This window comes from Pseudomonas sp. NPDC007930, assembly GCF_042958985.1.
Lineage (GTDB): Bacteria > Pseudomonadota > Gammaproteobacteria > Pseudomonadales > Pseudomonadaceae > Aquipseudomonas.
In genome coordinates, this window is the sequence record NZ_JBIBKC010000003.1 from 141,065 (window position 1) to 167,488 (window position 26,424).

A 26,424-nucleotide genomic window follows, 5' to 3' on the forward strand; every position below is an offset into this window, starting at 1 on the left:
CACAGGCCACGTAGCCACGAAGAAGAGCCTGCCCTTGAACCTTTTGCAGCACATCGCCCAGTCCCGCCACCTGCTTCGTAAATCCGAGCTGAAGGTGGCCGAACATGTACTGCTCGACCCGGCCGCGGTGATGCACAGCTCCATGGCGGACCTGGCGCACCACGTGGGTATCAGCGAGCCGACCATCGTGCGTTTCTGCCGCGCGATTGGCTGCACGGGCTTCCAGGACCTGAAACTGAAGCTGGCCCAGAGCCTGGCCGCCGGCGCGAGCTTCGGCCAGTTCGCGATCCATGAAGACGACTCGGTCGAAGACTTCAGCCTGAAGATTTTCGACACCACCCTGCATACCCTGATGGAAGTGCGCGAGCACCTCGACCCCCAGGCCTTGCAGCGCGCCGTGACCGCCATGGCCCAGGCCCAGCGGGTCGAGTTCTACGGCTTTGGCGCCTCCGGCGCGGTCGCCGCCGATGCCCAGCACAAGTTCTTCCGCCTGCTGCTCAGCGCGGCCGCCTACTCCGACCCGCACATGCAGGCGATGTCGGCGGTCACCCTCAAGCCTGGAGACGTTGCGGTGTGCATCTCGCAGTCCGGGCGCTCGAAAGATTTGCTGATCACCGCCAACATCGTGCGCGAAACCGGCGCGTCGTTGATCACCCTGTGCCCCAGCCAAACGCCGCTGGCCGACCTCGCCACGGTGAACCTGGCCATCGACGTGCACGAAGACACTGAAATCTATACCCCGCTGACCTCGCGCATCGCCCACCTGGTGGTGATCGACGTGCTCGCCATGGGCGTGGCCATGGCCCGCGGGCCGGCGCTGGTGAACCACCTGAAAAGCGTCAAACGTAGCCTGCGCAGCCTGCGCCTGTCGCCAAAATCGGTGAAAGCGCTAGACGACTGAGCTTCATGGCCTTGTCATCGGCCGGTTGTTAAACCGTCACCTGCCAGGTGCATCGTAGAGTTCCCCGAACTCGAACAGGATGACACCCATGGCGCGTTCCTTCGAAGGGCCAGCAACCAGCAAAACCCGCCGGCAACAGGAAGATGCCCGCCGCATGGCGTTCCGCCGTGCGATCGAATGCCGCGAAGACGAGCGGCGGCTGCTGAGCGAAATCAGTGACTATCCGGATGCTGCCTTGTGGCAGGCGCCGGCCATGCCGGGCTGGCAAAACGCTCAGCCAGGGTACTGATCTGCTGGCGCTGGGTGCGGATGAAGTCAACGAACGCCATGGCCACCGGTGATTGCCGCTTGGCCTTGGCCTTGACGATGCACCAACTGCGGTAAAGCGGCAGTTCTTCGATCGGCAACTCCACCAGCCGCCCGCTTTGCAGCTCCAGCGGCAACGCGTGGCGGGTCATCAGGGCGATGCCCAGGCCGGCGTTGACGCCTTCCTTCTGCGCCTCCGAAGACGCTACCTCCAGCGTTTGCGCGCAGTGCAGATGCTTCTCCTTGAAGAACTCCTCGCACGCCTGGCGGGTGCCCGAACCTTGCTCGCGAATCAGCAACGGGTACGGCTCCAGGTCGCGCAAACGCAGGCTGGGCTGCTGGCACAACGGGTGGTCCGGTGGCGCCACGGCCACGATCGGGTTGTTCAGGAACGGCAGAAAATCCAGGCCCATGTCTTGCGGCACCATCGACATGATGATCAGGTCATCGCGGTTGTCCGACAGGCGGCGGATCACCTGCGCACGGTTCGCCACGGTAAGGCTCAGGCTCACTTCCGGGTGCTCGCGGCGGAAGGCCGCGAACAAATGCGGGGCAAAATACTTGGCGCTGGACTCCACGGCCAGCTTCAATTGCCCTTGAAGCGAGCCCTGCATGTCAGACAGCTGCATGTCGAAGCTCTCTAGCCGGCCGAAGATGTCGCGGCTTGCCCGCTGCAGCGCCTGGGCGGCATCGGTGAGGTACAGGCGCTTGTTCACGTATTCGAACAACGGCTGGCCAATCACCTCTTCGAGCTGGCGAATCTGCAGGCTGACCGCCGGTTGCGTGAGTGACATCTCTTGCGCCGCGCGGCTGTACGAGCGCAGGTCGCACACTTCATTGAACACCTGCAATTGCCGCAACGTGATACGCATCAATGACTTACGCATTTTCAGATCGCTCCAGGCCGGTGGCTCCCCGCTAATATAAGTGATTGCTAATGTGTAACCTAACAAAGATTAATTTTTGTTAATTGCTGCCCGGCGCTAACGTAATGGGGCGACAGGTTACTGGCGTTCCGGTCGTGGGCCAGCGCTGCTGGCCCTTTTCGATTTCAGGTCGAGGGAAGCCCACGTGATAAAAAAAATACTCATCGCCAACCGTGGTGAAATTGCCGTCCGCATCGTGCGGGCCTGCGCCGAAATGGGTATTCGCTCTGTCGCGATCTACTCCGACGCAGACCGCCACGCGTTGCACGTCAAGCGCGCCGACGAGGCCCACAGCATTGGCGCGGAGCCGCTGGCCGGCTACCTCAACCCGCGCAAGCTGGTGAACCTGGCGGTGGAAACCGGTTGCGACGCCTTGCACCCCGGTTACGGGTTTCTCTCTGAAAACGCTGAGCTGGCAGAAATCTGCGCCCAGCGTGGCATCAAGTTCATCGGCCCCAGCGCCGACGTGATCCGCCGCATGGGCGACAAGACCGAAGCCCGCCGCAGCATGATCGCCGCCGGCGTGCCTTGCACCCCTGGCACCGAAGGCAACGTGGCGGACATCGCCGAAGCCTTGGCCGAAGGCGACCGCATTGGCTACCCGGTGATGCTCAAGGCCACCTCCGGCGGCGGCGGCCGTGGCATTCGCCGCTGCAACAGCCGTGAAGAGCTCGAGCACGCCTTCCCGCGGGTGATTTCCGAGGCGACCAAGGCCTTTGGCTCGGCCGAAGTGTATCTCGAAAAGTGCATCGTCAACCCCAAGCACATCGAGGCCCAGGTGCTCGGCGACAGCTTCGGCAACGTGGTGCACCTGTTCGAGCGGGATTGTTCGATCCAGCGGCGCAACCAGAAGCTCATCGAGATCGCCCCCAGCCCCCAACTGACCCCCGAACAGCGCGCCTATATCGGCGACCTGGCGGTGCGCGCGGCCAAGGCGGTGGGCTATGAGAACGCGGGTACCGTGGAGTTCCTGCTCGCCGAGGGCGAGGTGTACTTCATGGAAATGAACACCCGGGTGCAGGTGGAGCACACCATTACCGAAGAAATCACCGGCATCGACATCGTTCGCGAGCAGATCCGCATCGCCTCGGGGTTGCCGCTGTCGGTCAAGCAGGAAGACATCATTCACCGCGGTTTCGCGTTGCAGTTCCGGATCAACGCCGAAGACCCGAAAAACAACTTCCTGCCCAGCTTCGGCAAAATCACCCGCTACTACGCGCCGGGTGGGCCGGGGGTGCGCACCGACACCGCCATCTATACCGGCTACACCATCCCGCCGTATTACGACTCGATGTGCCTGAAGCTGGTGGTGTGGGCCCTGACCTGGGAAGAGGCGATGGACCGCGGCCTGCGCGCGCTCGACGACATGCGCGTGCAGGGGGTGAAGACCACCGCCGCGTATTACCAGGAAATCCTGCGCAACCCAGAGTTTCGCAGTGGGCAGTTCAACACCAGTTTCGTCGAGAGCCACCCCGAGCTGACCAACTACTCGATCAAGCGCAAACCTGAAGAACTGGCCTTGGCCATTGCCGCCGCCATTGCCGCACACGCAGGGCTGTGAAGCCGGCGAGCTACGGAGAGATCAAAAAATGACCAAGAAGATTTTCGTAACCGACACCGTTTTGCGTGATGGCCACCAATCGCTGCTGGCGACCCGCATGCGCACCGAAGACATGCTGCCGATCTGCGACAAGCTCGACAAGGTCGGCTACTGGTCGCTGGAGGCCTGGGGTGGCGCCACGTTCGACGCCTGTGTGCGCTTCCTCAAGGAAGACCCATGGGAGCGCCTGCGCCAACTGCGCGCCGCGCTGCCGAACACGCGCCTGCAAATGCTGCTGCGCGGGCAGAACCTGCTCGGTTACCGCCATTACAGCGACGACGTGGTCCGGGCGTTCGTGGCCAAGGCGGCCGACAACGGCATCGACGTATTCCGCATTTTCGACGCCATGAACGATGTGCGTAACCTGCAGGTGGCCATCGAAGCGGTGAAGGCGTCTGGCAAGCACGCCCAGGGCACCATCGCCTATACCACCAGCCCGGTGCACACCATCAAGGCCTTCGTGGCCCAGGCCAAGCAGATGCAGGCCATGGGTTGCGATTCGGTGGCCATCAAAGACATGGCCGGTTTGCTCACCCCCTACGCCACCGGCGAGTTGGTCAAGGCGCTGAAGGCCGAGCAGTCGCTGCCGGTGTTCATCCATTCCCACGACACCGCTGGCCTGGCCGCCATGTGCCAGCTCAAGGCCATTGAAAACGGCGCGGACCACATCGACACGGCGATCTCCAGCTTTGCCTGGGGCACCAGCCACCCGGGCACCGAGTCGATGGTCGCGGCGCTCAAGGGCAGCGAATTCGACACCGGCCTGGACCTCGAGCTGTTGCAGGAAATCGGCCTGTACTTCTATGCCGTGCGCAAGAAGTACCACCAGTTCGAAAGCGAGTTCACCTCGGTGGATACCCGCGTGCAAGTCAACCAGGTGCCCGGCGGGATGATCTCCAACCTCGCCAACCAGCTCAAGGAGCAGGGCGCGCTGAACCGCATGGGCGAAGTGCTGGCGGAAATCCCGCGGGTGCGTGAAGACCTCGGCTTTCCGCCCCTGGTCACCCCGACCTCGCAGATCGTCGGCACCCAGGCGTTTTTCAACGTGTTGGCCGGCGAGCGTTATAAAACCATCACCAACGAGGTGAAGCTGTACTTGCAGGGCCGTTACGGCAAGGCGCCGGGGCAGATCAACGAAAAACTGCAGCGCCAGGCCATCGGCAGCGAAGAGATCATCGACGTGCGCCCGGCTGACCTGCTCAAGCCCGAGATGGACAAGCTGCGCGCCGACATCGGCGAGCTGGCCCAAAGCGAAGAAGACGTGCTCACCTTTGCCATGTTCCCAGACATTGGCCGCAAGTTCCTCGAAGAGCGCGCCGCCGGCACGCTGGCGCCAGAGCCGCTGCTGCCGATCCCGGAAGCCGGCGCCAGCGCCACGGCCGCCAGCGCCAAGGGCGGTGTGCCGACCGAGTTCATCGTTGATGTGCACGGTGAAAGCTACCGGGTCGACATCACCGGCGTGGGCGTGAAAGCCGAAGGCAAACGCCACTTCTACCTGTCCATCGACGGCGTGCCGGAAGAGGTGGTGTTCGAACCGCTCAACGAGTTCGTCGCCAGCGGTGGCAGTGGCAAACGCCAACAGGCCAGCGCGCCAGGGGATGTGAGCACCACCATGCCAGGCAACATCGTCGATGTGTTGGTGAAGGTGGACGATCAGGTCAAGGCGGGCCAGGCGGTGCTGATCACCGAGGCCATGAAGATGGAAACCGAAGTGCAGGCGCCGATCGCCGGTAAGGTGAAGGCGATCCATATCGCCAAGGGCGACCGGGTGAACCCGGGTGAAGTGCTGATCGAAATTGAAGGCTGAGCAGGGCTTGGTCGCTGGTTAACCTCGTAGGGGAGCTTAGGCTCCCCCTTTTTTTGCCTGGGGCAAGGGGCCTCAAGCCCTGACTTTACCCAATAGCCCGCCCAAGGTTTGCTGAATATCCGCCGGCAATACCACGGTTTTCGCATTGTTGCTGGTGGCCAGCGCCTGCATCGCGGTGATGTAGCGCTCGCCGAGCAGGAACAGGGCAGGGGCGTTGTCGTTGCCCACCGCGCGGGCGACTTTTTCAATGGCCACCGCCGAGGCCTCGGCCAACTGCACGGTGGCCGCGGCGTCGCGCTCGGCCGACTCCAGGCGCGCCTGCGCCGCCAGCACCGCGGCCTGGCGCTCGCCTTCGGCGCGGGTCACCGCGGCTTTACGCTCACGTTCGGCGGCGGCCTGGCGTTCCATGGCGATCTGCATGGATTCCGACGGCTTGATGTCCTGGATTTCGACCGAACGCACGGCGATGCCCCAGTCGTCTGTTTGCACGGTCATGGCCTCGGCCAGCCGCGCCTTGATCATTTCGCGGCTCGACAGCGCTTCGTCGAGGTCCATGGTGCCGATGATCGCGCGCAGGGCGGTCATGGTCAGGCTGGCCACGGCGAATTGGTAGTTTTCCACCCCGTAGGCGGCTTTTTTCGGGTCGATCACCTTGGCGAAGCACAGGGCGTTGGCGAGGATCACCGCGTTGTCGCGGGTGATGATCTCCTGCTGCTGGATGTCAAGGATGATGTCTTTGGTGGGCAGGGTGTAGCGCACCCGGTCGACGTAGGGAATGGTGAAGTTCAGGCCAGGCTTGAGGGTGCTGTGATAACGGCCCAGGCGCTCGACGATCTTCTCTTCGCCCTGGGGCACGATGCGAATGCCCTTGGCCAGGGTGATGGCGACGAAGACCAGCAGGGCGACCATGAGGATCAGGCTAGGGGTCATGAGGGGGTTCCTTGTGGTGAAGGGGCGGTAGAGCACACGCGCATCGAGCCGCCCAGCACGGCGAGCACCCGCACCCGCTCGCCGGCGGCGATGGGCGCATCGGCGATGCAGGGCCATTCGTCCGCGCCCAGAATGGGCTTCTGGAAGCGCACGCGGCCTTTGTTGAATTCATTCACGGCCACGGTGAGCAGGCCGGTTTCGCCCAAGGCTTCGTCGGCCGTCCAGCGGGCGTCTTTGGGTTGGCGCCGGGCCCAGCGCAGGCAGGCGGCGAACAGCGGGCAGGTGAAGGCGACCCAGGCCAGCACCGCGCCCCACAACGGCAGTGAGGGGAATGCCCAGCTCAGCGCCCCGACCAGCACCGCGCCGAGGCCGAAACAAAGCAGCACGAAGGTGCCGGTGAACACCTCGAGCGCGGCCATGGCCAGGCCAAGAATGAGCCAGTAATACCAGGTAACGTCCATGGACAAGCGCCTTATCCCTGATGGCGTGAACAAGGCGCAAGTATAGCGCTGGGCGATTGGATCCCGGCAGCGCCTTGGCGTCACTAAATATGTATTACCGCTATTTTCAGAACTTCAGCTGCCACTGGCCGACCACCGCGTGGTTGCGGCTGTTGCTGCCCAGTTCGCCGCTGTAACCCACGCCCAGGGTTTGCCGGGCGCTCACGCCGAGGTCAAGGCCGGCCTCGACCACCAGGCTGTCGCGGTCCAGGGCACTGCCTTCGACGCTGAACGCGTTGCCACCGGAGAGAAACGCCTGGCGGCTGCTGGTATCGACGCTGCCGTAGGTATGGCGCCAGCCGAGGCTGCCGCGTGGGGTCAGGCTCATGCCGTTGGCCAACTGGCCCAGGTGCGCCACTCGCACACCGAAGGTGCTGGTCACGTTCTCCTGGGTATCGGCCTCTACGCGCAACGCGGCATCGCCGCCTTTTTCGCTGTAGGCGTCGCGGTGGTAGCGCTGGTAGCCGAGGTTGGCGAATGGCTCGGCGCTGAAGCGGCCGCTGCCCAGGGCATAGCCCAGCTCGGCGAAGGCCTGCTGGCTGGCGGCGTCGTAGTTGCCCTTGGGGCGCTCGTTGAAGCCGTCGAAGCTGATGCTGCGTTTGCTTTCGCCGTCATGGCTGCTGTAGGCCGCGCCCAGGCGCAGGGCCAGTGGGCCGCTCTGGCGCAGTGCATAAACGCCGGCGTGCCAGCTGCCAACGTTGCCATCCATGCCGGTGGTGTCGAGGGTGGTGCGCGAGTAACCGCCCAGCACACCCAGGCGCCACAGGTCGTTCAGGGCCCAGTCTGCGCCCAGCACCGCGCCGCGGGTGCGTTGTTCCAGGCTGCTGCCGCCATGGCTGCTGTCGAGCTTGCCGTAGCTGCCCAGCGCCTGCACCCACACCCGGCCCAAGGCGTTCGGGTTGTTCAGGTTGCGCGCGCTTTGCGGCACACCGGTGGCGGCCAGGGTGGGGGTGTCCTGGTCGTTCATGCCCACCAGCAGGCTGGCGTTGCTGCCCATCGATTGCATCGCCGAGAGCATGGTGCTGCCCACCTGGGCGCTGCCGCTCACGGTCGCGGCGGCGAGGTTGGCGGTGCTGCTGCCGGCCAATTGCTCGATGGCGCTGCTGGCCGAAGCGGTAGAGGTGTTGAGCAGGGCGTTGTACAGCTTGCTGCTGCTGCCGAGGCCGCTGAGGCTGCGGGCCGCGGCGCCGCCGTTGCCGCTGCTGGCATAGCTGGCGAAGCTGACGTCGTTGCGGGTGTAATCCAGCCCAACGCTGGTGCTGCTGTAGGTCAGCGTGGGGGTGAGGAAGGCGTAGTCACTGGTCACGCTGCCGAAGGTACCGTTCACCGCGCTGGCGGTCAGCACGGTGTAATGGCTTTGCCAGGGGTACTCGCCGGCCGAAGGTTGCACCTGCAGGCTGGCGCCGTTCAGGCTGGCGGTGCCGCTTACGCTGATTGGCGCGCTGCTGCCGTCGGCGTTCACCCCGTACACCAGGGCCCCGCCGCTGCCGAAGGTCAGGTCGCCGGCCACGTGGGCCACGCCGAGGCCGGTGTTGGTCAGCAGGGTGCCGTTGACCGTCAGCCCGCCCACCGAACCGCCACCGGCATAAACGCCACCGGCATCGACCAGCATCGTGCCGAGCACACTGCCCTGGTTGATCAGCGTGGCGCCGCTGGCCACTTCGCCGCCCTGGCTGAAGTCATCGATGCTGGTGAGGGTCCACTGGCCGCTGCTGACCAGCAGTTTTTCGAAGTTGGCGCTGTTGCCGAACGTACCGGTGCCCTGCAACTCAACGGTGTCGGTGCCGTCGCCGCCGTCTACCAGGCCGTCGAACACGCCGCCGGTTTGTACGATCAGGCTGTCGTCGCCGGCGCCCATGCTCAGGGCCAGGCCGTCACCACCACTGATGGTGCCGGCGTTGATCACGGTGTCGGCAAAGTCGCCTACCAGCTTGATACCGAACCCGTTGGTGCCTTCGATGGTGCCATAGTTGGTGATATGGGTGGTGGCCACGCCGGAGCCGTTGGAACCGTCGTCAACCAGGATGCCGTTGTCAACGCTGCGGATGATCCCGCCTGCATAGTTGATGACTTCACCGCCGCCCATGGCGATGCCTTCGCTGTTGTTCGGCTGGCCGCCGGAGTCCACGCCTTTGGCGCCCTGGCCCTGGATGATGCCGTAGTTATACACATGGCCAACAAAGTCGATGTCGACACCATCGCCGTCGCCGTTGACCTTGCTGTCGTTCTTCGCGCCGGTGATGGTGCCCCAGTTGTACACCGTGCCATAGCCATCTGAGCCGAAGCCCGAGCCGTTGCGCCCAGTGATGCTGGCGCCTTCGTAGTTGTACAGTGTGGCATCGGTTTTCAGGTCGATGCCGTGGCGGTCGGCACTGATGGTGCCGTAGTTGTACACCGTGACGTTGGTCGATTCGTCGATCTTGACGCCATCGTAATGGTCGTCGCTACCGTCACTCTTTTGCGGCGCGGTGGCTGTGGATATCTCTCCGTAGTTGTACAACACGGCATTGGAGCCGGTTTTCAAGGCGTCGTTGCCATCGCTGTGGATAACCCCGGTCGCCTGGTTGGTGATCACAGTGCCGAACAGCGGGTTGTCGATGCCCACGCTTTCGAGGTCGATGGCCTGCCCGGTCTGGGAGGTGATGGTGCCGGCGTTGTTGATCACGACGGTGCCGCCCGCCGTGGGGTTGGTGTCGATACGGATACCGTCGTCGTAGCCCTTGATCAGCGCGCCAGCCCGGTTGGTGATCACGAAATGGGTTTCGCTCACGCCGTCGGCGTCTGTGTCGATGCCGCGTTTGGCGGTCGAGGTAATTTGCCCAGCGTTATCCACAGTGATGGTCTGGCCGGCGGTGTCGGCCGCCAAGCTCACTGCTTTTTTGCCACCTGAAGGGGTGAGCTTGCCGTTACTGCCCACCGTGTAGGTATCGCCACCCACCAAGCTCACCTGGCTGCTGGAAGTCGTGTCGAGGTTGTAGCCAGTAGCGTGCGCGGCCAGAGGCGCGCCGGCACTCAGCAGGGCGACGGCGGCGGCCAAGCGGTGGGGTGTGAATAACATAGGAGGGCGACCATGAGTTTTTCTTTAGGATCGCCCTGTATAGCCAAGTGACATTACATTTTTATGGATACAGTCCGCGCAGTTTCTCCAAGGTTTGTATCTGTTCACCCTGTTTGAAGTTACTGGGGGCTAACCAGGCCTCGTAGCTTTTTTCCAGCGCGGGCCAGTCTTGGTCGCGGATCGAGAACCAGGCGGTATCGCGGTTATGCCCCTTGACCACCATGTGCTGGCGGAACACCCCCTCGGGGGTGAAGCCGAAGCGGGTGGCGGCGCGGCGTGAGCGTTCGTTGGCGTTGTCGCACTTCCATTCCACGCGCCGGTAACCCAGGCCAAAGATGTACTGCGCCAGCAGGTAGATGGCCTCGGTGCCCTTGGGCGTGCGTTGCATCGCCGAGGAAAACGCCACATGGCCGATCTCGATACGGCCGTGGGCCGGCACGATCGACATCAGGCTGAGGATGCCCTGGGCCTGCTCGGTTTTGCGGTCGACCACGCAATAGCCCAGCGGGTCTGGGCTGACCGCGTAGCCGTCTAGCCAGATGTCGAACATCTCGCGGTCGCGGAAGGGCCCGTAGGGCAGGTAGTCCCACTGCTTTTTATCCGCGGCCGGGCCGTGCAGCAGATCCCACAGGTCATCGCCGTGGCGGCCGGGGTCGAGCTTTTCAAGGCGCATGTAACGGCCTTCGATCGTCGTGGCCACAGGGGCTTTCACGGGGTTCCAGTGCAGTGCAGTGGACATTATTGGCTCCTAGATGGCCTTTCGAAACTGTATGAAGCCGGGGCGCTCGGCCACTTGCTCGTACAGGCCAATGGCGGTGCTGTTGGTTTCATGGGTCAGCCAGTGGACCTTCACGCAGCCATCGGCCTTCGCCTGCTGGTACACGTGCTCGATCAACCGCCGGCCTGTACCTTGGCCCCGTTGCCCCTCGCTGACGATTAGATCCTGCAGGTAGCAGGAGTTCTCGATGCTCCAGCACGAGCGATGATAAATGTAGTGCACCAGGCCCACCGCGGTGGCCCCCTGCCAAGCCAGCGTGGCATGGATCGGCTCGTGTTCATCGAGAATGCGCGCCCAGGTGCTGGCTGTCACGGCCTCGCTGAGGCTGACGTTGTAAAAAGCCTGGTAGGCCTGCCACAGGGGCAGCCAGGCAGCGTGGTCTTCGGCGCGGGCGGGGCGGAGGGTGAGGGGCATGGTCGGCTCCAGGGGGTGGGTTGCGTGTGCCCCATGCTAGGTGGCAAATTGGCCCTTCCCAAGATCCATTGCCGCGTATTTGCGTAGGTCCATTACCATGACCCGATTGCCTTTCGACCCCGCCGGCCTGCAACTGGACCGCGCCGGCGGCCTCAGCCGCCAGCTGTACCAGGCGCTGCGCGCGCGCATGCTCGACGGCCGCCTGGCCAGTGGCGTGCGCATGCCGGCCAGCCGCGAGTTGGCCAGCGCACTGCGGATTTCTCGCAACAGCGTGATGCGCGCCTATGACCAGCTCTACGCCGAGGGGTTTATCGAGGGTAGGGTAGGGGATGGCACATATGTTTCACCGCTGGCGCTTGACGCCGTGAAACAATCCACAAAGTCATCCACAGGTTTATCCCCAGGCTTATCAACAGGGTTGTCCACAGATTGCCCGCAAAAGGCCGACGCGGCAGGCGAGGTAACATTGCCCGCGTTGGCCTTGCCGTTGCCCTCGGCGCAGCCACCGAAGGCCTTCCGGGTGGGGGTGCCGGCGTTCGATCTGTTCCCGTTTCACACCTGGAGCAAGCTGCAAGCCGCCTATTGGCGGGCCCCGGCGCTGGCAGACCTGGGTTACCAGCACCCCGCCGGGGACCGCCAACTGCGCGAGCTGATCGCCGCCTATTTACGCAGCTCGCGCGGGTTGTACTGCGATGCTGATCAAATTGTGCTCACCTGCGGCGCACAACAGGCCGTAGCACTTTGTGCACAGATCCTGCTACAACCTGGCACCTGCGCCGCTGTGGAAAACCCCGGGTACCGTGCCGCGGGCCTTGCCCTGGCCAATGCCGGCGCTCAGGTGCAGCCGGTCGAGGTCGACGCCGAAGGGCTTTGCGTCGAGCAACTGGCGGCGCTCGCGGGGTGCCAACTGGCCTACGTCACCCCCGCGCACCAGTACCCTACCGGGGTGACCATGAGCCTGGCCCGGCGCTTGGCGCTGCTGGAGTGGGCGCAGCGGCAGAATGGCTGGATCATCGAAGACGACTACGACGGCGAGTACCGCTACAGCGGTGCGCCGCTCGCGCCCCTGGCGGCTCTCGATCGCGCCGGGCGGGTGGTTTACGTGGGCACGTTCGGCAAGGTGGCGTTCCCCGCGCTGCGCCTGGGCTACCTGGTATTGCCCCCGGCGCTGGTGCCGGCGTTCGTCAACGCCAGCGCGTTGGCCGGCCGCCACCTCGAGGTGGGCACGCAGAAGGTGATGGCGCGGTTCATCGCCGATGGGCACTTCCAGCGGCATATCCGGCGCATGCGCAAGGCCGCGCTGGCGCGGCGCAATGCGTTGATCGAGCACTGGCCGCAGGCCGTGGCCGGCTGCGCGCCGCTGCCGCGGGTGAGTGCCGGCTTGCACCTGAGCGTGGAGGTGGCCAATGCCGCGCGGGAGGCCGAGTTGGTCAGCCGGGCGGCAGCGGCGGGCGTTGAGCTGAACCGGCTCAGTGCCTACCGGCAAGGCCCTGCCGCGCCCAGCCGTACTGGCCTGGTGCTGGGCTTTGCCAGCGTCAACGAGGGGGCTATCGCCGAGGCGTGTAAAGCACTGCAGATTGCCTGGCGGCGCTGAACCCTTCCAGCCATTTGCATTCGAAGGCTCTGACGTAAAACCACAGGAGCCCGGCTTATGGCCAACCTATTGACCCGCCAGTGCCGAGTGATCCAGCAGACCGTCCGTTACGTAGGCTGGTCGTTGTTCTGGCTGCTCATCTGGGATGTGATCGTCACCGTGGATTACATGGTGTTTCTCGAACGCAAGCTGACCCTGCCCAACCTGCCGCTCACGCTGCTTGGCTCGGCGCTGGTGGTGCTCACCAGTTTTCGCAACTCCAGCGCCTATGGCCGTTGGTGGGAGGCGCGCACCCTGTGGGGCACCATGGTCAACAACTCGCGCAGCTTCGGCCGCCAGGTGCTCACGCTGATCGACGACCTCGACGAAAAAAACGAAATCAAGGGCACCCTGCTGCGCCGCCACGTGGCCTACGTGCGCTGCCTGAACGCGCACCTGCGCCACCAGCCGATGCCTGAGAGCGTTGAAAGCCTGCTCACGCCCGCCGAGTACGCCCGCCGCCAGCACACCAACAACTTCCCCAACGACATCCTCAACTATTCCGCCGGCATGATCGCCCAGGAATACAAAAGCGGCCGGCTCGACAGCATCCGCCTGGCGCGGATCGAATCCACCCTGGTCGACATCTCCAACGCCCAGGGCGGGATGGAGCGCATCGCCAACACGCCGCTGCCGTACCCCTACGTGGCGTTCCCGCGGATCTTCATCACGCTGTTCTGCATGATCGTGCCGATCGGCCTGGTCGAAACCCTCGGTTGGTTCACCCCACTGGCCTCCAGCGTGGTGGGCTTCATGCTGCTGGCCATCGAGAAGATCGGCAGCGACCTGCAAAGCCCCTTCCAGCCCAGCGAGCACCAGATCAGGATGGATTCACTGTGCGAGAACATCGAGGGCAACCTGCTGACGATGCTGCGGGATGCGCAGCGGGTGCCGGCGTGATGGCCTAGCGCCTGGAAGCTTGAGGAAACAGTTAGGCGCTTTACCTGGCTTGGGGATCTGGAGAAAGCTTGCAGCCAATTTATACGCAAATGGCGTACAATTTGATGCTGCAGATGTTTCTAGAGCTCAAGCCCTTCGAGCGCCACCGGTCAGGTCTCCTTTCCGATGAGCAGTTTCGTGGATTGCAAGAAATGCTTCTTGAGCGCCCATATTCGGGCGATGTAATTGCAGGTACCGGTGGCCTGCGAAAAGTTCGATACGCGGACCCTCACCGCGGAAAAGGAAAGCGCAGCAGGATGACCTTTGCCATGAGCAACGTACAGGGCTGAAATCTTTGCTAGAGCGCGAATTGAGCGCGAGGGCTGAGCAATGAAACAAAGGAATATTTACGCTGAGCTGCTGGAAGGCTTCGATGACCTGGCCGCGCACCGGCAGGGCAAACGAACGCTGCGGGGGCATGTGCATGATCTTGAAGCATTGGCGCCGGCCTCTGCCGAAGAAATTCAAGAAGTACGGCGTAGTTTGAATATGTCTCAGCCGGTATTTGCGCAAACCCTGCATGCCAAGCCGTCTACGTTGAAAAATTGGGAGCAAGGTCGCTCCCGGCCGAACGACCAGGCAACTATTCTGATTCGGTTGATTGCCAAACATCCTGAAACCGTCCAGTGGCTGGCGCAACTGGACGGCCCTGAGCCCTCAAGTCCCTGACTTGATCCGCGTCCACGCCCGGGTGCGCGCGCGTTCACCGTCGCGGTCCAGCGGCTTGAGCGTATACAGGTGCGCCATCGCCGCTTCGGTGGGGTAGAGGTTGGGGTTGTTGCGGATCGCCGGGTCTACCTTGTCGGTGGCGTCCTTGTTGGGGTTGGGGTAGCCCACGAAGTCGCTGATCGGCGCGATCACCTCGGGGCGCAGCAGGTAGTTGATGAATGCATGGGCGTCTTCGGGGTTGGCCGCGCCTTTGGGGATGGCCAGCATGTCGAACCAGATCGGCGCGCCTTCCTTGGGCAGGCGCATGTCGACCACCACGCCGTTCTTGGCTTCTTTGGCGCGGTTGGCGGCCTGGGAGAAGCTGCCCGAGTAGCCCACGGCCACGCAGATGTCGCCGTTGGCGATGTCGGCCATGTACTTGGAAGAGTGGAAGTAGGTGATGTCCGGGCGGATCTTCAGCATCAACTGCTCGGCCTTCTGGTAGTCGGCCGGTTTGTTGGAGTTTGGGTCCAGGCCGAGGTACTGCAGCGCCAGTGGCAGGATCTCCGACGGCGAGTCGAGCATCGCCACGCCGCAGCTTTTCAGCTTGCTGATGTTCTCAGGCTTGAACAGCAGGTCCCAACTGTCCACCGGCGCATCGTCGCCCAGCGCGGCCTTGACCTTGGCCGGGTTGAAGCCGATCAGAATCGTGCCGTACATGTATGGCACGGCAAAGCGGTTGCCGGGGTCGTTGGCTTCGAGCAGTTTCATCAGCTTCGGGTCGAGGTGCTGCCAGTTCGGCAGCTTGGCGCGGTCCAGCGGCTGGAACACCCCGGCCTCGATCTGCTTGGCCAGGAACACGTTCGAGGGCACCACCACGTCATAGCCGGAGTTGCCAGTGAGCAGCTTGGCTTCCAGCGCCTCGTTGGTGTCGAAGATGTCGTACACCAGCTTCAGGTTGGCCTCTTGCTGAAACGCCGTAAGGGTTTGCGGGGTGATGTAGTCGAACCAGTTGTACACCTTCAGCGTGCGCTGTTCGGCGCCACTCGCCATGCCAGTGGCCAGCGCGGCGCACAGCGCCGATGCCAGGGAACGTTTGAGCCAGTTCATCATGCGGCCTCCTTGCGGGCGGTTTGGTAACCTTCGAGTACGTTCACGGCGTTGATGCCGATTTCTTCCACGGCGTAGCCGCCTTCCATCACGAACAGCGTCGGCAGGCCGAGGGCGGCGATGCGCGCGCCCATGGTCAGGTAGTCGGGGCTGTCGAGCTTGAACTGCGAGATCGGGTCTTGCTTGAAGGTGTCTACCCCCAGCGATACCACCAGCACCTCGGCGCCGTACTCGGCGATGGCCTGGCAGGCATGCTCCAGGGCCTGGCTCCAACGCGCCCAGTCGCTACCGTGGGGCAGCGGCAGGTTGAGGTTGAAGCCTTCGCCCGCGCCTTCGCCGGTTTCGTCGGCATAGCCGAGGAAGAACGGAAACTCATCGGCCGGGTCGCCGTGGATCGAGGTGAACAGCACGTCGGCGCGATCGTAGAAAATCGACTGGGTGCCGTTGCCGTGGTGGTAGTCCACGTCGAGGATCGCCACCTTGGCGCGGCCCTGGTCGATGAACGCCTGGGCGGCGATGGCGGCGTTGTTCAGGTAGCAGTAGCCGCCCATCAGGTCGCTGGCGGCGTGGTGCCCCGGCGGCCGGCAGAGGGCAAAGGCGCTGTCGGCGCCGGCCTGCACCGCGGCCTGGGCGGTGAGCGCCACCTGGGCGGCGCTGTAGGCCGCCTGCCAGGTGCCGGCGGTGATCGGCGCGCCGCCGTCGAAGCTGTAGTAGCCCAGCTCGCCATGCAGGCCCCGCGGCTTGACCGCGCGCAGGGTGCGCGCCGGCCAGGTGAAGGGCAGCAGGTCACCGTCATCGCCCATGGCCTGCCAGCGCGCCCAGGCGCCTTCGAAAAACGCCAGGTAGTCATCGCTGTGCACCCGGCGCAGCGGCTCGCGGCCGTGGTCCTTGGGCGGCTCGACCGGGCCGAGGGCCTGGGCCTGTACACGTTGCAGAATGTGATCAGCCCGCGACGGCATCTCGAAGCAGGGCATCAGTTGCCCGTCGATCAGCTCGCAGCGGCCGTGGTGCAGGTGGTGGTCGTCAGAGTAGATGGTCAGCATTGTTGTTCTCCTCAGGCGGGTGGCGCCTTGCATTGTCAAAGTAGCTGGCCCCGGGGGAGAACGTTGCGAACGGCCAAAAGGGGATCGATGTGGCCAAAACCACTGACCGCATATCGCTCTTTTAGAGGGCGCCCAGCCCCGTTCAGGTGCGAAACTGGCTGGGCGCTACACCGCTCCAGCGGATGAACGCATGGCGAAAGCTGGCGGTTTCGCTGTAGCCCAAGGCATCGGCGATGTGCTGGATGGGCCACTGGCCCTCGGCAAGCAGGTGCTTGGCGCGTTCGAAGCGCAGGCCGTCGAGCAGGTCCTGGTAGCTGCTGCCCACCGCGTGCAGGTGCCGGCGCAGGCTGCGCGACGAGCACTTCATCTGCCGCGCCAGGCCTTCCAGCCCAGGCGGGCTGGCCAACTGCTCGGCCAGCAGTTGGCGGATCCGCCCCAGCCAGGCCTGGCGGCCGGTGAACTCGGCGTTCTGCTGGCGGCAGCGCTCGGCCATGGCGCGGTGGGTGACTGCGTCGGCCAGGGGCAGTGGCTGCTCCAGCCATTGGCGGGCGAAGGCAAAGCCGTGGTCGGCGGCGCCAAACTGCACCGGGCAGCCGTACCGCGCGGTGTATTGCTGATGGTAGGCGGGGGCCGGGTGGGCAAAGCGCGCGGCCAGCAACGGCAGGCGCTGGCCGAGCAGGTCGCTGCAGATCACCCGCAGCGAGCCCAGGCACAGTTCAGCGTTGAACACCGCCAGCTCCGGGCGGTGGTCGTAATCGCTGGCGCACAGCCACACGCGCTCGCCGTCTGGCACTAGGCGCAGGTGGAACAGCGTGCCGAGCAGCGCCGGGTAACGTAACGCCAGCGCCAGGGCGCTACCTAAGGTGGCACTGAGCAGCAGGGCGTAACCGAGCATGCCGTAAGACGACACATGCATCCGCTGGCCCAATTCCAGGCCAAAGGCTTCGCGCAGGGCCAGTGCGTTGGCGCACACCTGCATCTCCTGGGCGGTGGTGATCCGAGGGTCGAGTTGGGCGAGATCCGCTTCGCAGATACCGCTGCCGGCCAACAGCGTGGCGGCGCTGACGCCCTCATCGCGCAGGGTGCTGAGCACCAGCGAGACGGCGTTGAGGGTGGTGAGGTGGGAGTGGAGCATCGGCCAGGCCCTTGGGTGTGGGCCTGACCGAGCAAGTTACGTACCTAGCGCAGCTCACCGCACAGGTCGAGCTCAACCAGGCGGCGAATTTCGCTCGGCGACAAGCCAATGCCCAGCAGGCCATGCAGCTTGCCGAAAGCGGCTTCACGGGTCATCCCGCCGCCAGACAACACCCCGGCTTCACGCAAGCGGCTGCCGGCTTCGTAGATGCCCAACTCGACCCCGCCTTCATGGCACTGGGTGATGGCGACCACGATCACCCCTTTGGCCTTGGCATGCTGCAAGGCTTCCAGGAAGGCGCTGTTGTCGCTGGGGCCGGTGCCGCTGCCGTAGCACTCGAGGATCAGCCCCTGCACACCGCTGTCGACGATCGCCCGCAACACCGCGGCGTCGAAGCCTGGCACCAGCGGCAGGGCGGCCACGTTGGCCAGTTCCTTGTGCTGGGTGTAGCGCAGTTGCGCCGGCAGCGCCTCGGCCTTGGCCACGCCGCCGTTGCGTTGCAACGACGCGAACGGGCGGCGGCCGTAGCTGCGGATTTTCGCGCAGCGGCTGGGGGCGATCAGCTCGCCATGGAAGAACAACTGCACGCCGGCCGGTTGCCCGGCGCCGAGGGCGGCGAGGGCGCCGTTGACGTTTTCCCAGGCATCGCTCTGGGGCGCGCCAGCCGGCAGCATGGAGCCGGTGAACAACACCGGCGCCGGCAGGCCAAGCAGTTGGAACGCCAGGGCCGCGGCGCTGTAGGCGAGGGTGTCGGTGCCATGCAGCACCAGCACCGCGTCACAGCCGTCGGCGTCTACCGCTTGCACGATGGCCTCGCGCAGTTGCTGCCAGTAGGCTGGGGTCATGTTGGCGCTGTCGATCAGCGGCTGCATCTCACGGAACGACCACGCCGGCACGGCGACCGCCTGCTCCTTCAGCTGCGCGCGCATGCGGCCTTCGAAACCGCTGGCGGGCGCCAGGCTGCCGTTGGCGTTCTGCAGCATGCCGATGGTGCCGCCGGTGTAGAGCACGCGTACGTTGCGCGCGGGTTGCGGGGAGGTCATGGGGAGGGCTCCGTAGCGAATACGCCGCTGTGATCGAGTAATGCCTGGGCGACCAGTTGGGTCACGTCGACCAGGTTTTTTGAGGTGTTCAAACCGTTGAGCAATGGCAGTTCGGTGCAGGCCAGCAACACCGTATCGCTGCCGATGCCGGCCAGCAACACCGTATCGCTGCCGATGCCGGCCAGCAAGGTGTCGAACCGCGCCGCCAGGCCCGGGTGCTCGGCACCGTGGGTTTTGATGTCGTAAATCAGTTGGTGCAGAGCGGCGGCATCCGGCACCGGCTCGCAGCGCACCTGCCCGGCCAGCGCGCGGTAGGCCGACCAGGCGCCGAGCTCCGCGACCTGGCGGCCACCGAGCACACACAGTTGCTGAATGCCCTGCTCGGCCGCCCAGGCGTGCACCACGCCCTGGAACGAGACGAACTCGCTCTGCAGGCGCAGGCCGGCGATGCGCTCGGCGAACAGGTTGAGGGTGTTGCAGGCGATGGCGAACGCCGCCACCTGCCCGTCGAGGGCACAGATGGCATCGCGCAGCGCCAGCCACACTTGGTCTTCGGTGGTTTCCAGCTCCATCGACAGGCCCAGCTCCGGGTCACTGACCAGGCGCAGGGCGGGCGCGTCGATGTCGCCGCGAAAGCGCGGGCCCAGCCGCCGGCGGTTTTCCACCAGCAGCTTGGCCCACATGTCCATGCCGGCCTCAGGCCCGGACCCGGTGATGATGCCGAGCCGGGGGCGGGCCTGATAGCGCGCGCCGGCCAGGCCCGCCGCGCGCTCCATCAGTGTTGGGCCTGCGGCTTGGCCTGGGCCTCGGTGGCGGCGGCCGGGGTTTCACCCTTCAGCGGCCAGGCCTGAGGGTCGAGGTCGAGGTCGCTGAACTGGCTGCGGTCGAACACCGGGGTTTTGATCCCGGCCTTGCGCTGGCCGTCGTAGTCCGCCAGCAGGCGCAGGCCGATGTTGAACAGCAGGAACAGCGAGATCAGGTTGACGAACGCCAGCAGGGTCATGGTGATGTCGGCGAAGGCGAATACGGTGGAGAGGTCTTCGACCGCGCCCCAGACCACCAGCGCCAGCACCAGCGCGCGGTAGCTCCACACGGCGCCTTTGCGCTCACCGACCATGAAGCGCAGGTTGTTCTCGCCCAGGTAGTAGTTGTAGAGCATCGAGGTGAACACGAACAACGCCAGCGCCACGCTGATGAAGATCTTGCCCCACGGCCCGACCACGGCGGCGAGCGAATCCTGCGCCAGGACGATGCCGTTGCCGGCGAAGCTCACCGAGTAGATGCCCGACAGCAGGATCAGCAGCGCGGTGCAGGTGCAGATCACGAAGGTGTCGAGGAACACGCTGAACGCCTGCACCACGCCCTGTGCCACCGGGTGCTCGACCTGCGCCACCGCGGCCACGTTGGGGGCGCTGCCCAGGCCGGCTTCGTTGGCGAACACGCCACGCTTCACGCCCATCACGATGGCGCTGCCGATCAGCCCGCCGAACACCTGGTCGATACCCAGGGCGCTCTTGACGATGGTCATCAGCATTTGTGGCACCAACTCGTGCTGCAGCACGATCACGTAGAGGGTCACGGCGATGTAGGCGAGGGTTTTCACCGGTACCAGCAGGTCGGCGACCTTGGCGATACGCTTGATCCCGCCGATGAACACCAGCGCCATCAGCACCGCCAGGGCGATCCCGGCGTAGCGCACGTCAACGCCGAAGGCGTCGTTCAGCGAGGTGGTGACTGCGTGCGACTGCAGGCCGTTGAAGGCGAAGCCGAAGGTGATCAGCAGCAAGAACGCCATGACCATCCCCAGCCAGCGCTGTTTCAGGCCGTGCTGGATGTAGAACGACGGGCCGCCGACGTACTGGCCATCCGGCGAGCAGCGCTTGAACAACTGCGCCAGGGAGCATTCGAAGAAGCTGCTGGCCATGCCCACCAGGGCGGTGACCCACATCCAGAACACCGCGCCCGGGCCGCCAAGGGTCACGGCCACGCCGACACCGGCGATGTTACCGGCGCCCACGCGGCCGGCCAGGCTGAGCATCAGTGCCTGGAACGACGAAAGCTGGGAGGAGCTGTTGCGCAAGCTGTCACGAAACACAGCGAACATATGGCAGAAATGGCGCAACTGCACGAAACGCGAACGGATCGTGAAGTAACCGCCAAGGCCGACGATGAGTACGATCAGTACTTTGCCGGAAAGGAAGTCGTTGATGACTTCGAGCATTGAGTAAACCTCGCTGTTTTTTTTCTGATGGCGAACCTGGCCGGTTTTGGCTCGTGGCCGCTGCCCCGGACCAGGGGCGCAAATAGTTGGCGATTGTGCCGCCATGAACAAGTTCGCAGGTTGTTAGAATTTGTTGCGACTTGATGCTACCTTCGCATCATGCCGCGCCATTCCGACGAGCGAACCATGCGTGATCACCTTCCCTCAAATCTTCAGCTGTTGTGCCGCCATTACCGGTCAATCGCCGAAGTTTGCCGCCAACTGGGCATCAACCGTGCGCAGTTCAACAAGTACCTTAGCGGCCAAAGCCTGCCCACGCCCTTCAACCTCAAGCGCATCTGCGACTTTTTCGGGGTTGAAGAGTACGAAATCGGCCTACCGGCCGAGCAGTTCACCCGGTTGATCGGTGTGCGCCAGCCCACGGCCGGCGAAAAGGCGGACAAGAGCGCCCCACGTGGCATCCTGGACCACCTGCGGCAGTGTTCTTCCCCTGAACTGAAAGCCCTGGCTGGCTACTACCATGAGTACTACCACTCCATGTCGGTGCCCGGGCGCATCCTCTGCGCGCTGGTGCACCTGCGCGAAGAGGGCGGGCACTATACCTACGAACGAAACGAACGTCTGCAAAGCAATACCGGGCGTGGCGAGGAGTTCGAGCGCTACCGCTACCTGGGCGTGGCCTATTACCTGCAGAACCGGCTGTTCTTCGTCGATTACGAGTCGCTGACCTCCAACGAGATTTCTCAGACAGTTCTGATCCCCAGCTATAAAGCGCGGATCAGCCGGCTCAATGGCTTGAAGATCGGTGTGTCCTCCGCCGACCAACGCGCCCCGGCCTGCACGCGGGTGGTGTGGGAGTACCTGGGCAGCGAGGTCAACCGCGTCAGTGCCTACCGCAAGGTACGCCTGCACAGCCCCGATTCGCCCGACATCGACGATGACATCAAGGCGCGCCTGGCCGATACCCGCCTGCAGGATGGGTTGTTTCAGATTGGCCAGTAACCCAGGCACAAAAAAAAGGCCCCAGGGACTGCCCTGGAGCCTTGAAAGGTGAGAGGTGTCTAGTCCCTCGACCTGGTGAGACAGTGCGCGTTTAGGCCTTCAGTGGGGCCAGGCGCGGGGCGATCATGTTTTCCGGGCGCAGGATGTCGGCCAGCATGGCGTCGTCGAGCAGCCCTTCTTCGCGTACCAGCTCCAGCACGCCGCGGCCGGTTTGCAGCGCGGTGCGGGCGACGCGGGTGGCGTTTTCATAGCCGATGTAAGGGTTCAGCGCGGTGACCAGGCCGATCGAGTGCTCGACCAGTTCGCGGCAGCGTTGTTCGTTGGCGGTGATGCCCACCACGCAGTGCTCGCGCAGCATGTCCATGGCGCGCTGCAGCAGGCGGATCGAGTCGAAGATCTTGTAGGCGATCAGCGGCTCCATCACGTTCAGCTGCAGTTGCCCGCCTTCGGCGGCGATGGTCAGCGCCAGGTCGTTGCCCATGATTTCGAAGGCGACCATGTTCACCGCCTCCGGGATCACCGGGTTGACCTTGCCCGGCATGATCGAGCTGCCCGGCTGGCGCGCCGGCAGGTTGATCTCGTTGATGCCGGTGCGCGGGCCGCTGGAGAGCAGGCGCAGGTCGTTGCAGATCTTCGACAGCTTGACCGCGGTGCGCTTGAGCATGCCCGAGAACAGCACGAAGGCGCCCATGTCGGAGGTGGCTTCGATCAGGTCGGCGGCGGGTACCAGCGGTTGGCCGCTGATGGTCGCCAGGCGCTGCACCGCCAGGTGCTGGTAGCGCGGGTCGGCGTTGATGCCGGTGCCGATCGCGGTGCCGCCCAGGTTGACTTCGGTCAGCAGCTCGGGGGCCAGGGTACGCAGGCGGTTGAGGTCTTCGGTCAGGGTGGTGGCGAAGGCGTGGAATTCCTGGCCGAGGGTCATCGGCACGGCGTCTTGCAGCTGGGTGCGGCCCATCTTCAGCACGTGGGCGAATTCCTCGCCCTTGGCGGCGAAGGCCTGGATCAGGCTGTCGAGGCTGGCCAGCAGCGCATCGTGGCCCAGCAGCAGGCCCAGGCGGATGGCCGTGGGGTAGGCGTCGTTGGTCGACTGCGCCATGTTCACGTCGTTGTTCGGGTGCAGGTACTGGTATTCACCCTTCTGCTTGCCCATCGCCTCGAGGGCGATGTTGGCGATCACCTCGTTGGCGTTCATGTTGGTCGAGGTGCCGGCCCCGCCCTGGATCATGTCGACCACGAACTGGTCACGGTAGTCGCCGCGGATAAGGCGGGCACAGGCTTCGCTGATCGCCGCGTGTTTGTCTTGCGGCAAGTGGCCCAGTTCGCGGTTGGCGTCGGCGGCGGCCTGTTTGACCATCGCCAGTGCAACCACCAGCTTGGGGTAGTGCGACAACGGCACGCCGGTCAGGCGGAAGTTGTTCACTGCCCGCAGTGTCTGGATGCCGTAATAGGCATCAGCGGGGACTTCGAGAACGCCAAGCAGGTCTTTTTCGGTGCGCACTGATGCAGCGGAGGACATGATAGAGGTAGTCTCTGGGATGGCCCGGCCTGTACCGGAATGCCTATAATACTGCACTTGTAGCCGTACGGTGGCCAATGCTGTTCCTCGCTGGCCTATGCACAAACGGCATAACGATTGATGTGACCTTATGCCGCACTCGGGCGTGTGCAACCCGGTGCAACCGGAGTTCGAGATGAACCTTGAAAGCAAATGGCTCGAAGATTTCAGCGCCCTGGCCGCCACCCGGAGTTTTTCCCAGGCGGCGGAGCGGCGCTTCGTCACCCAGCCGGCCTTCAGCCGGCGCATCCGTAGCCTGGAGGCCGCGCTGGGCCTGACCCTGGTCAACCGCTCGCGCACCCCGGTGGAGTTGACCGAAGCCGGCCAGCTGTTCCTGGTCACCGCGCGCACGGTGGTCGACCAGCTCGCCGAGGTGCTGCGGCATTTGCATCACCTCGAAGGCGGCCAGGGCGAGGTGGTGCAGGTGGCCGCGGCGCACTCGCTGGCGCTGGGGTTCTTCCCGGGCTGGGTGGCGCAGTTGCGCAACGACGGCCTGCCGATGGCCACGCGCCTGGTGGCAACCAACGTCGGCGATGCGGTGCATGCCCTGCGCGAGGGGAGTTGCGACATCATGCTGGCCTTCTACGACCCGGACTCGGCCATGCAGATGGACCCGGAGATCTTTCCCTCGCTGCACCTGGGCATGACCGAAATGCTCCCGGTGTGCGCCGTGGATGGCCACGGCCGGGCGCTGTATGACCTCGACAGCGACGCCAGCGTGCCGCTGTTGGCCTACAGCGCCGGGGCGTTCCTCGGCCGTTCGGTCAGCGGCCTGCTGCGCCAGCGCAACCTGCGCTACACCACGGTGTATGAAACCGCCATGGCCGACAGCCACAAGTCGATGGCCCTCGAAGGCATGGGCGTGGCCTGGGTGCCGCGGCTGAGCGTGCGTTCCGAGCTGGCCCGGGGCGAACTGGTGGTGTGTGGCGGTGCCCATTGGCAGGTGCCGCTGGAGATCCGCCTGTACCGCTGCGCGCTGGTGCGCAAGGCCAACGTGCGGCTGCTGTGGCGCAAGCTTGAAGCCAAGGGCAACGTGGCCGGCGAGGGCGCCTGAGGCGGCCTGTTGCGATTATCGGCCGGGGCCGTTTTTTCCCGCGGGTTTGCGGTATACTGCGCGGCCTTCGGCCGGTGGCACACCCTGGCCGGCCATCACTACAAGCCACGCTGGTTAGCCGCGTGGCTTGTTGTTTTTTGACGCGCCGCGCGGCGCCACGATGAAAGAGGCTCGACGATGAGTGCACTGGTTGGCGTGATCATGGGCTCCAAGTCCGATTGGTCCACCCTTAGCCACACCGCCGATATGCTTGAAAAGCTCGGCATTCCCTTCGAAGTGAAGGTGGTATCGGCCCATCGCACCCCTGACCTGCTGTTCCAATACGCCGAACAGGCGGCCGGGCGCGGCATCGAGGTGATCATCGCCGGTGCCGGCGGCGCCGCCCACCTGCCGGGCATGTGCGCGGCGAAAACCCACCTGCCGGTGCTGGGCGTGCCGGTGCAGTCGGCGATGCTCTCCGGCGTCGACTCGCTGCTGTCGATCGTGCAAATGCCCGCGGGCGTGCCGGTCGCGACCCTGGCCATCGGCAAGGCCGGTGCCGTCAACGCGGCGCTGCTGTCGGCGAGCATCCTCGGCGGCAAGCACCCCCAGTACCATGCGGCGCTGGAGCAGTTCCGCACCGAGCAGACGCAAACCGTGCTCGACAACCCTGATCCGCGCCAGGCCTGAGGTCTCGTTCCATGAAAATCGGTGTCATCGGTGGCGGCCAGCTGGGCCGCATGCTGGCCCTGGCGGGCACTCCGCTGGGCATGAACTTCGCCTTCCTCGACCCCGCGCCAGACGCCTGTGCGGCGCCGCTGGGCGAGCACCTGCGGGCTGACTACGGCGACCAGGCGCACCTGCGCCAGTTGGCCGACGAGGTCGACCTGGTCACCTTCGAATTCGAGAGCGTGCCGGCTGAAACCGTCGCCTTCCTTTCGCAGTTCGTGCCGGTGTACCCCAGCGCCGAGGCGCTGCGCATCGCCCGCGACCGGCTGTTCGAAAAAACCCTGTTCAAGGACCTGGGCATTCCCACCCCGGCCTTCGCCGACATCCAGTCGCAAGCCGGCCTTGAGGCCGCGGTGGCCAGCATCGGCCTGCCGGCGGTGCTGAAAACCCGCACCCTGGGCTACGACGGCAAGGGCCAGAAGGTGTTGCGCAGCGCCGCCGACGTGGCCGGCACCTTCGCCGAGCTGGGCAGCGTGCCGTGCCTGCTCGAGGGCTTCGTGCCGTTCACTGGCGAGGTGTCGCTGGTGGCCGTGCGTGGCCGCGACGGCGAAACGCGCTTCTACCCGCTGGTGCACAACACCCACGACAACGGCATCCTGCGCCTGTCGGTGGCCAGCAGTGGCCACCCGCTGCAGGCGCTGGCCGAAGACTACGTGGGCCGGGTACTGCAGAAGCTCGACTACGTCGGCGTGCTGGCGTTCGAGTTCTTCGAGGTCGACGGTGGCCTGAAGGCCAACGAAATCGCCCCACGGGTGCACAACTCCGGGCACTGGACCATCGAAGGCGCCGAGTGCAGCCAGTTCGAGAACCACCTGCGCGCGGTCGCCGGGCTGCCGCTGGGCTCCACCGCCAAGGTGGGCGAGAGCGCGATGATCAACTTCATCGGCGAAGTGCCCGCGGTGGCCCAGGTCGCGGCCATTGGCGATTGCCACCTGCACCACTACGGCAAGGCGTTCAAGGTGGGCCGCAAGGTTGGCCACGCCACCCTGCGCTGCGCCGATTCGGCCACGCTGAAAAAGCGCATCGCAGAGGTGCAAGCGCTGGTTTGACGGTGGAACCAACGCAGCTCCCCGCTCTCTGATGGCTGAGGCCGCCGTGGGCGGCACAGCCATT

25 protein-coding genes are annotated in these 26,424 nt (G+C 64.8%); 12 read left to right on the forward strand and 13 right to left on the reverse strand.

Translation table 11 applies throughout. The annotated features are described in order from the left end of the window. The first annotated feature begins 34 nt into the window (after positions 1-34). Positions 35-901 (forward strand): transcriptional regulator HexR, encoded by an 867-nt coding sequence (hexR, locus tag ACFZCE_RS08090; protein WP_390937793.1) that lies wholly within the window; start codon positions 35-37, stop codon positions 899-901. An 88-nt stretch (positions 902-989) separates the two neighbouring features. Further along, on the forward strand, positions 990-1,190 hold the full coding sequence (locus tag ACFZCE_RS08095; protein ID WP_390937795.1) for a PA3496 family putative envelope integrity protein: 201 nt from the start codon (positions 990-992) through the stop codon (positions 1,188-1,190). Here ACFZCE_RS08095 and ACFZCE_RS08100 read toward each other — a convergent pair. After that, the gene (locus ACFZCE_RS08100) at positions 1,114-2,094 is read right to left on the reverse strand and encodes a LysR substrate-binding domain-containing protein (RefSeq protein WP_390937797.1); all 981 of its coding nucleotides are present in this window, start codon (positions 2,092-2,094) and stop codon (positions 1,114-1,116) included. The two genes, ACFZCE_RS08095 and ACFZCE_RS08100, sit on opposite strands and share 77 nt — an antisense overlap. A gap of 184 nt (positions 2,095-2,278) precedes the next feature. Between ACFZCE_RS08100 and ACFZCE_RS08105 the strand changes: the two genes are divergently transcribed. Both ACFZCE_RS08105 and oadA read left to right on the forward strand, forming a co-directional pair. After that, positions 2,279-3,694, forward strand: coding sequence for an acetyl-CoA carboxylase biotin carboxylase subunit (locus ACFZCE_RS08105; RefSeq protein WP_390937799.1), 1,416 nt, complete (start codon positions 2,279-2,281; stop codon positions 3,692-3,694). A 28-nt stretch (positions 3,695-3,722) separates the two neighbouring features. Beyond that, the gene (oadA, locus tag ACFZCE_RS08110; protein WP_390937801.1) at positions 3,723-5,540 is read left to right on the forward strand and encodes a sodium-extruding oxaloacetate decarboxylase subunit alpha; all 1,818 of its coding nucleotides are present in this window, start codon (positions 3,723-3,725) and stop codon (positions 5,538-5,540) included. Positions 5,541-5,612: 72 nt separating this feature from the next. On the opposite strand, the gene ACFZCE_RS08115 is transcribed toward oadA, so the two are convergent. From ACFZCE_RS08115 to ACFZCE_RS08135, 5 genes are all read right to left on the reverse strand, one after another. Beyond that, positions 5,613-6,470 carry an SPFH domain-containing protein gene (locus ACFZCE_RS08115; protein WP_390937803.1) on the reverse strand — a complete coding sequence of 286 codons (858 nt, stop codon included), beginning with the start codon at positions 6,468-6,470 and terminating at the stop codon, positions 5,613-5,615. Further along, positions 6,467-6,931, reverse strand: coding sequence for an NfeD family protein (locus tag ACFZCE_RS08120; protein WP_390937805.1), 465 nt, complete (start codon positions 6,929-6,931; stop codon positions 6,467-6,469). The genes ACFZCE_RS08115 and ACFZCE_RS08120 overlap by 4 nt, the downstream gene beginning before the upstream one ends. Before the next feature lie 106 nt (positions 6,932-7,037). Further along, positions 7,038-10,028, reverse strand: coding sequence for an autotransporter domain-containing protein (locus tag ACFZCE_RS08125; protein ID WP_390937807.1), 2,991 nt, complete (start codon positions 10,026-10,028; stop codon positions 7,038-7,040). 61 nt (positions 10,029-10,089) lie between these two features. Then, positions 10,090-10,767 (reverse strand): GNAT family N-acetyltransferase, encoded by a 678-nt coding sequence (locus tag ACFZCE_RS08130; RefSeq protein WP_390937809.1) that lies wholly within the window; start codon positions 10,765-10,767, stop codon positions 10,090-10,092. A gap of 9 nt (positions 10,768-10,776) precedes the next feature. Continuing rightward, a complete protein-coding gene (locus ACFZCE_RS08135) occupies positions 10,777-11,220 on the reverse strand; it encodes a GNAT family N-acetyltransferase (protein WP_390937811.1) in 444 nt (147 codons plus the stop codon). 97 nt (positions 11,221-11,317) lie between these two features. Here ACFZCE_RS08135 and ACFZCE_RS08140 point away from each other — a divergent pair, with 97 nt between their 5' ends. The 4 genes from ACFZCE_RS08140 (at position 11,318) to ACFZCE_RS08155 (ending at position 14,461) form a co-directional block, all read left to right on the forward strand. Beyond that, complete coding sequence (locus ACFZCE_RS08140) at positions 11,318-12,814, forward strand: aminotransferase class I/II-fold pyridoxal phosphate-dependent enzyme (protein WP_390937813.1); 1,497 nt, start codon at positions 11,318-11,320, stop codon at positions 12,812-12,814. A gap of 57 nt (positions 12,815-12,871) precedes the next feature. Further along, complete coding sequence (locus ACFZCE_RS08145) at positions 12,872-13,753, forward strand: bestrophin family ion channel (RefSeq protein ID WP_390937815.1); 882 nt, start codon at positions 12,872-12,874, stop codon at positions 13,751-13,753. 68 nt (positions 13,754-13,821) lie between these two features. Then, positions 13,822-14,082 carry a hypothetical protein gene (locus ACFZCE_RS08150; protein ID WP_390937817.1) on the forward strand — a complete coding sequence of 87 codons (261 nt, stop codon included), beginning with the start codon at positions 13,822-13,824 and terminating at the stop codon, positions 14,080-14,082. Positions 14,083-14,122: 40 nt separating this feature from the next. Next, positions 14,123-14,461, forward strand: coding sequence for a helix-turn-helix domain-containing protein (locus tag ACFZCE_RS08155; RefSeq protein WP_390937819.1), 339 nt, complete (start codon positions 14,123-14,125; stop codon positions 14,459-14,461). Here ACFZCE_RS08155 and ACFZCE_RS08160 read toward each other — a convergent pair. The 6 genes from ACFZCE_RS08160 to ACFZCE_RS08185 all read right to left on the reverse strand — a co-directional run bounded on the left by ACFZCE_RS08160 (position 14,450) and on the right by ACFZCE_RS08185 (position 20,992). Then, positions 14,450-15,550 (reverse strand): extracellular solute-binding protein, encoded by a 1,101-nt coding sequence (locus ACFZCE_RS08160; RefSeq protein ID WP_390938627.1) that lies wholly within the window; start codon positions 15,548-15,550, stop codon positions 14,450-14,452. The two genes, ACFZCE_RS08155 and ACFZCE_RS08160, sit on opposite strands and share 12 nt — an antisense overlap. Beyond that, the gene (locus tag ACFZCE_RS08165) at positions 15,550-16,593 is read right to left on the reverse strand and encodes a histone deacetylase family protein (RefSeq protein WP_390937821.1); all 1,044 of its coding nucleotides are present in this window, start codon (positions 16,591-16,593) and stop codon (positions 15,550-15,552) included. The genes ACFZCE_RS08160 and ACFZCE_RS08165 overlap by 1 nt, the downstream gene beginning before the upstream one ends. 142 nt (positions 16,594-16,735) lie before the next feature. Beyond that, positions 16,736-17,728 carry an AraC family transcriptional regulator ligand-binding domain-containing protein gene (locus ACFZCE_RS08170; RefSeq protein ID WP_390937823.1) on the reverse strand — a complete coding sequence of 331 codons (993 nt, stop codon included), beginning with the start codon at positions 17,726-17,728 and terminating at the stop codon, positions 16,736-16,738. 44 nt (positions 17,729-17,772) lie between these two features. After that, positions 17,773-18,771 (reverse strand): asparaginase domain-containing protein, encoded by a 999-nt coding sequence (locus ACFZCE_RS08175; protein ID WP_390937825.1) that lies wholly within the window; start codon positions 18,769-18,771, stop codon positions 17,773-17,775. Continuing rightward, positions 18,768-19,547 (reverse strand): aspartate/glutamate racemase family protein, encoded by a 780-nt coding sequence (locus tag ACFZCE_RS08180; protein WP_390937827.1) that lies wholly within the window; start codon positions 19,545-19,547, stop codon positions 18,768-18,770. The genes ACFZCE_RS08175 and ACFZCE_RS08180 overlap by 4 nt, the downstream gene beginning before the upstream one ends. After that, the gene (locus ACFZCE_RS08185) at positions 19,547-20,992 is read right to left on the reverse strand and encodes an amino acid carrier protein (protein ID WP_390937829.1); all 1,446 of its coding nucleotides are present in this window, start codon (positions 20,990-20,992) and stop codon (positions 19,547-19,549) included. Before ACFZCE_RS08185 ends, ACFZCE_RS08180 begins: the two co-directional genes overlap by 1 nt. A 186-nt stretch (positions 20,993-21,178) precedes the next feature. On the opposite strand from ACFZCE_RS08185, the gene ACFZCE_RS08190 reads away from it, so the two are divergent. Further along, positions 21,179-21,994 carry a helix-turn-helix domain-containing protein gene (locus ACFZCE_RS08190; RefSeq protein ID WP_390937830.1) on the forward strand — a complete coding sequence of 272 codons (816 nt, stop codon included), beginning with the start codon at positions 21,179-21,181 and terminating at the stop codon, positions 21,992-21,994. 91 nt (positions 21,995-22,085) lie between these two features. Here the strand turns inward: ACFZCE_RS08190 and ACFZCE_RS08195 are convergent, their stop codons facing one another. Continuing rightward, complete coding sequence (locus ACFZCE_RS08195) at positions 22,086-23,510, reverse strand: aspartate ammonia-lyase (RefSeq protein WP_390937832.1); 1,425 nt, start codon at positions 23,508-23,510, stop codon at positions 22,086-22,088. A gap of 175 nt (positions 23,511-23,685) precedes the next feature. Here ACFZCE_RS08195 and ACFZCE_RS08200 point away from each other — a divergent pair, with 175 nt between their 5' ends. From ACFZCE_RS08200 to ACFZCE_RS08210, 3 genes are all read left to right on the forward strand, one after another. After that, positions 23,686-24,603 carry a LysR substrate-binding domain-containing protein gene (locus tag ACFZCE_RS08200; RefSeq protein ID WP_390937834.1) on the forward strand — a complete coding sequence of 306 codons (918 nt, stop codon included), beginning with the start codon at positions 23,686-23,688 and terminating at the stop codon, positions 24,601-24,603. Positions 24,604-24,780: 177 nt separating this feature from the next. Next, a complete protein-coding gene (gene purE, locus ACFZCE_RS08205; protein ID WP_390937836.1) occupies positions 24,781-25,272 on the forward strand; it encodes a 5-(carboxyamino)imidazole ribonucleotide mutase in 492 nt (163 codons plus the stop codon). A gap of 11 nt (positions 25,273-25,283) precedes the next feature. Then, positions 25,284-26,360 carry a 5-(carboxyamino)imidazole ribonucleotide synthase gene (locus ACFZCE_RS08210; protein WP_390937838.1) on the forward strand — a complete coding sequence of 359 codons (1,077 nt, stop codon included), beginning with the start codon at positions 25,284-25,286 and terminating at the stop codon, positions 26,358-26,360. Positions 26,361-26,424 lie beyond the last annotated feature (64 nt).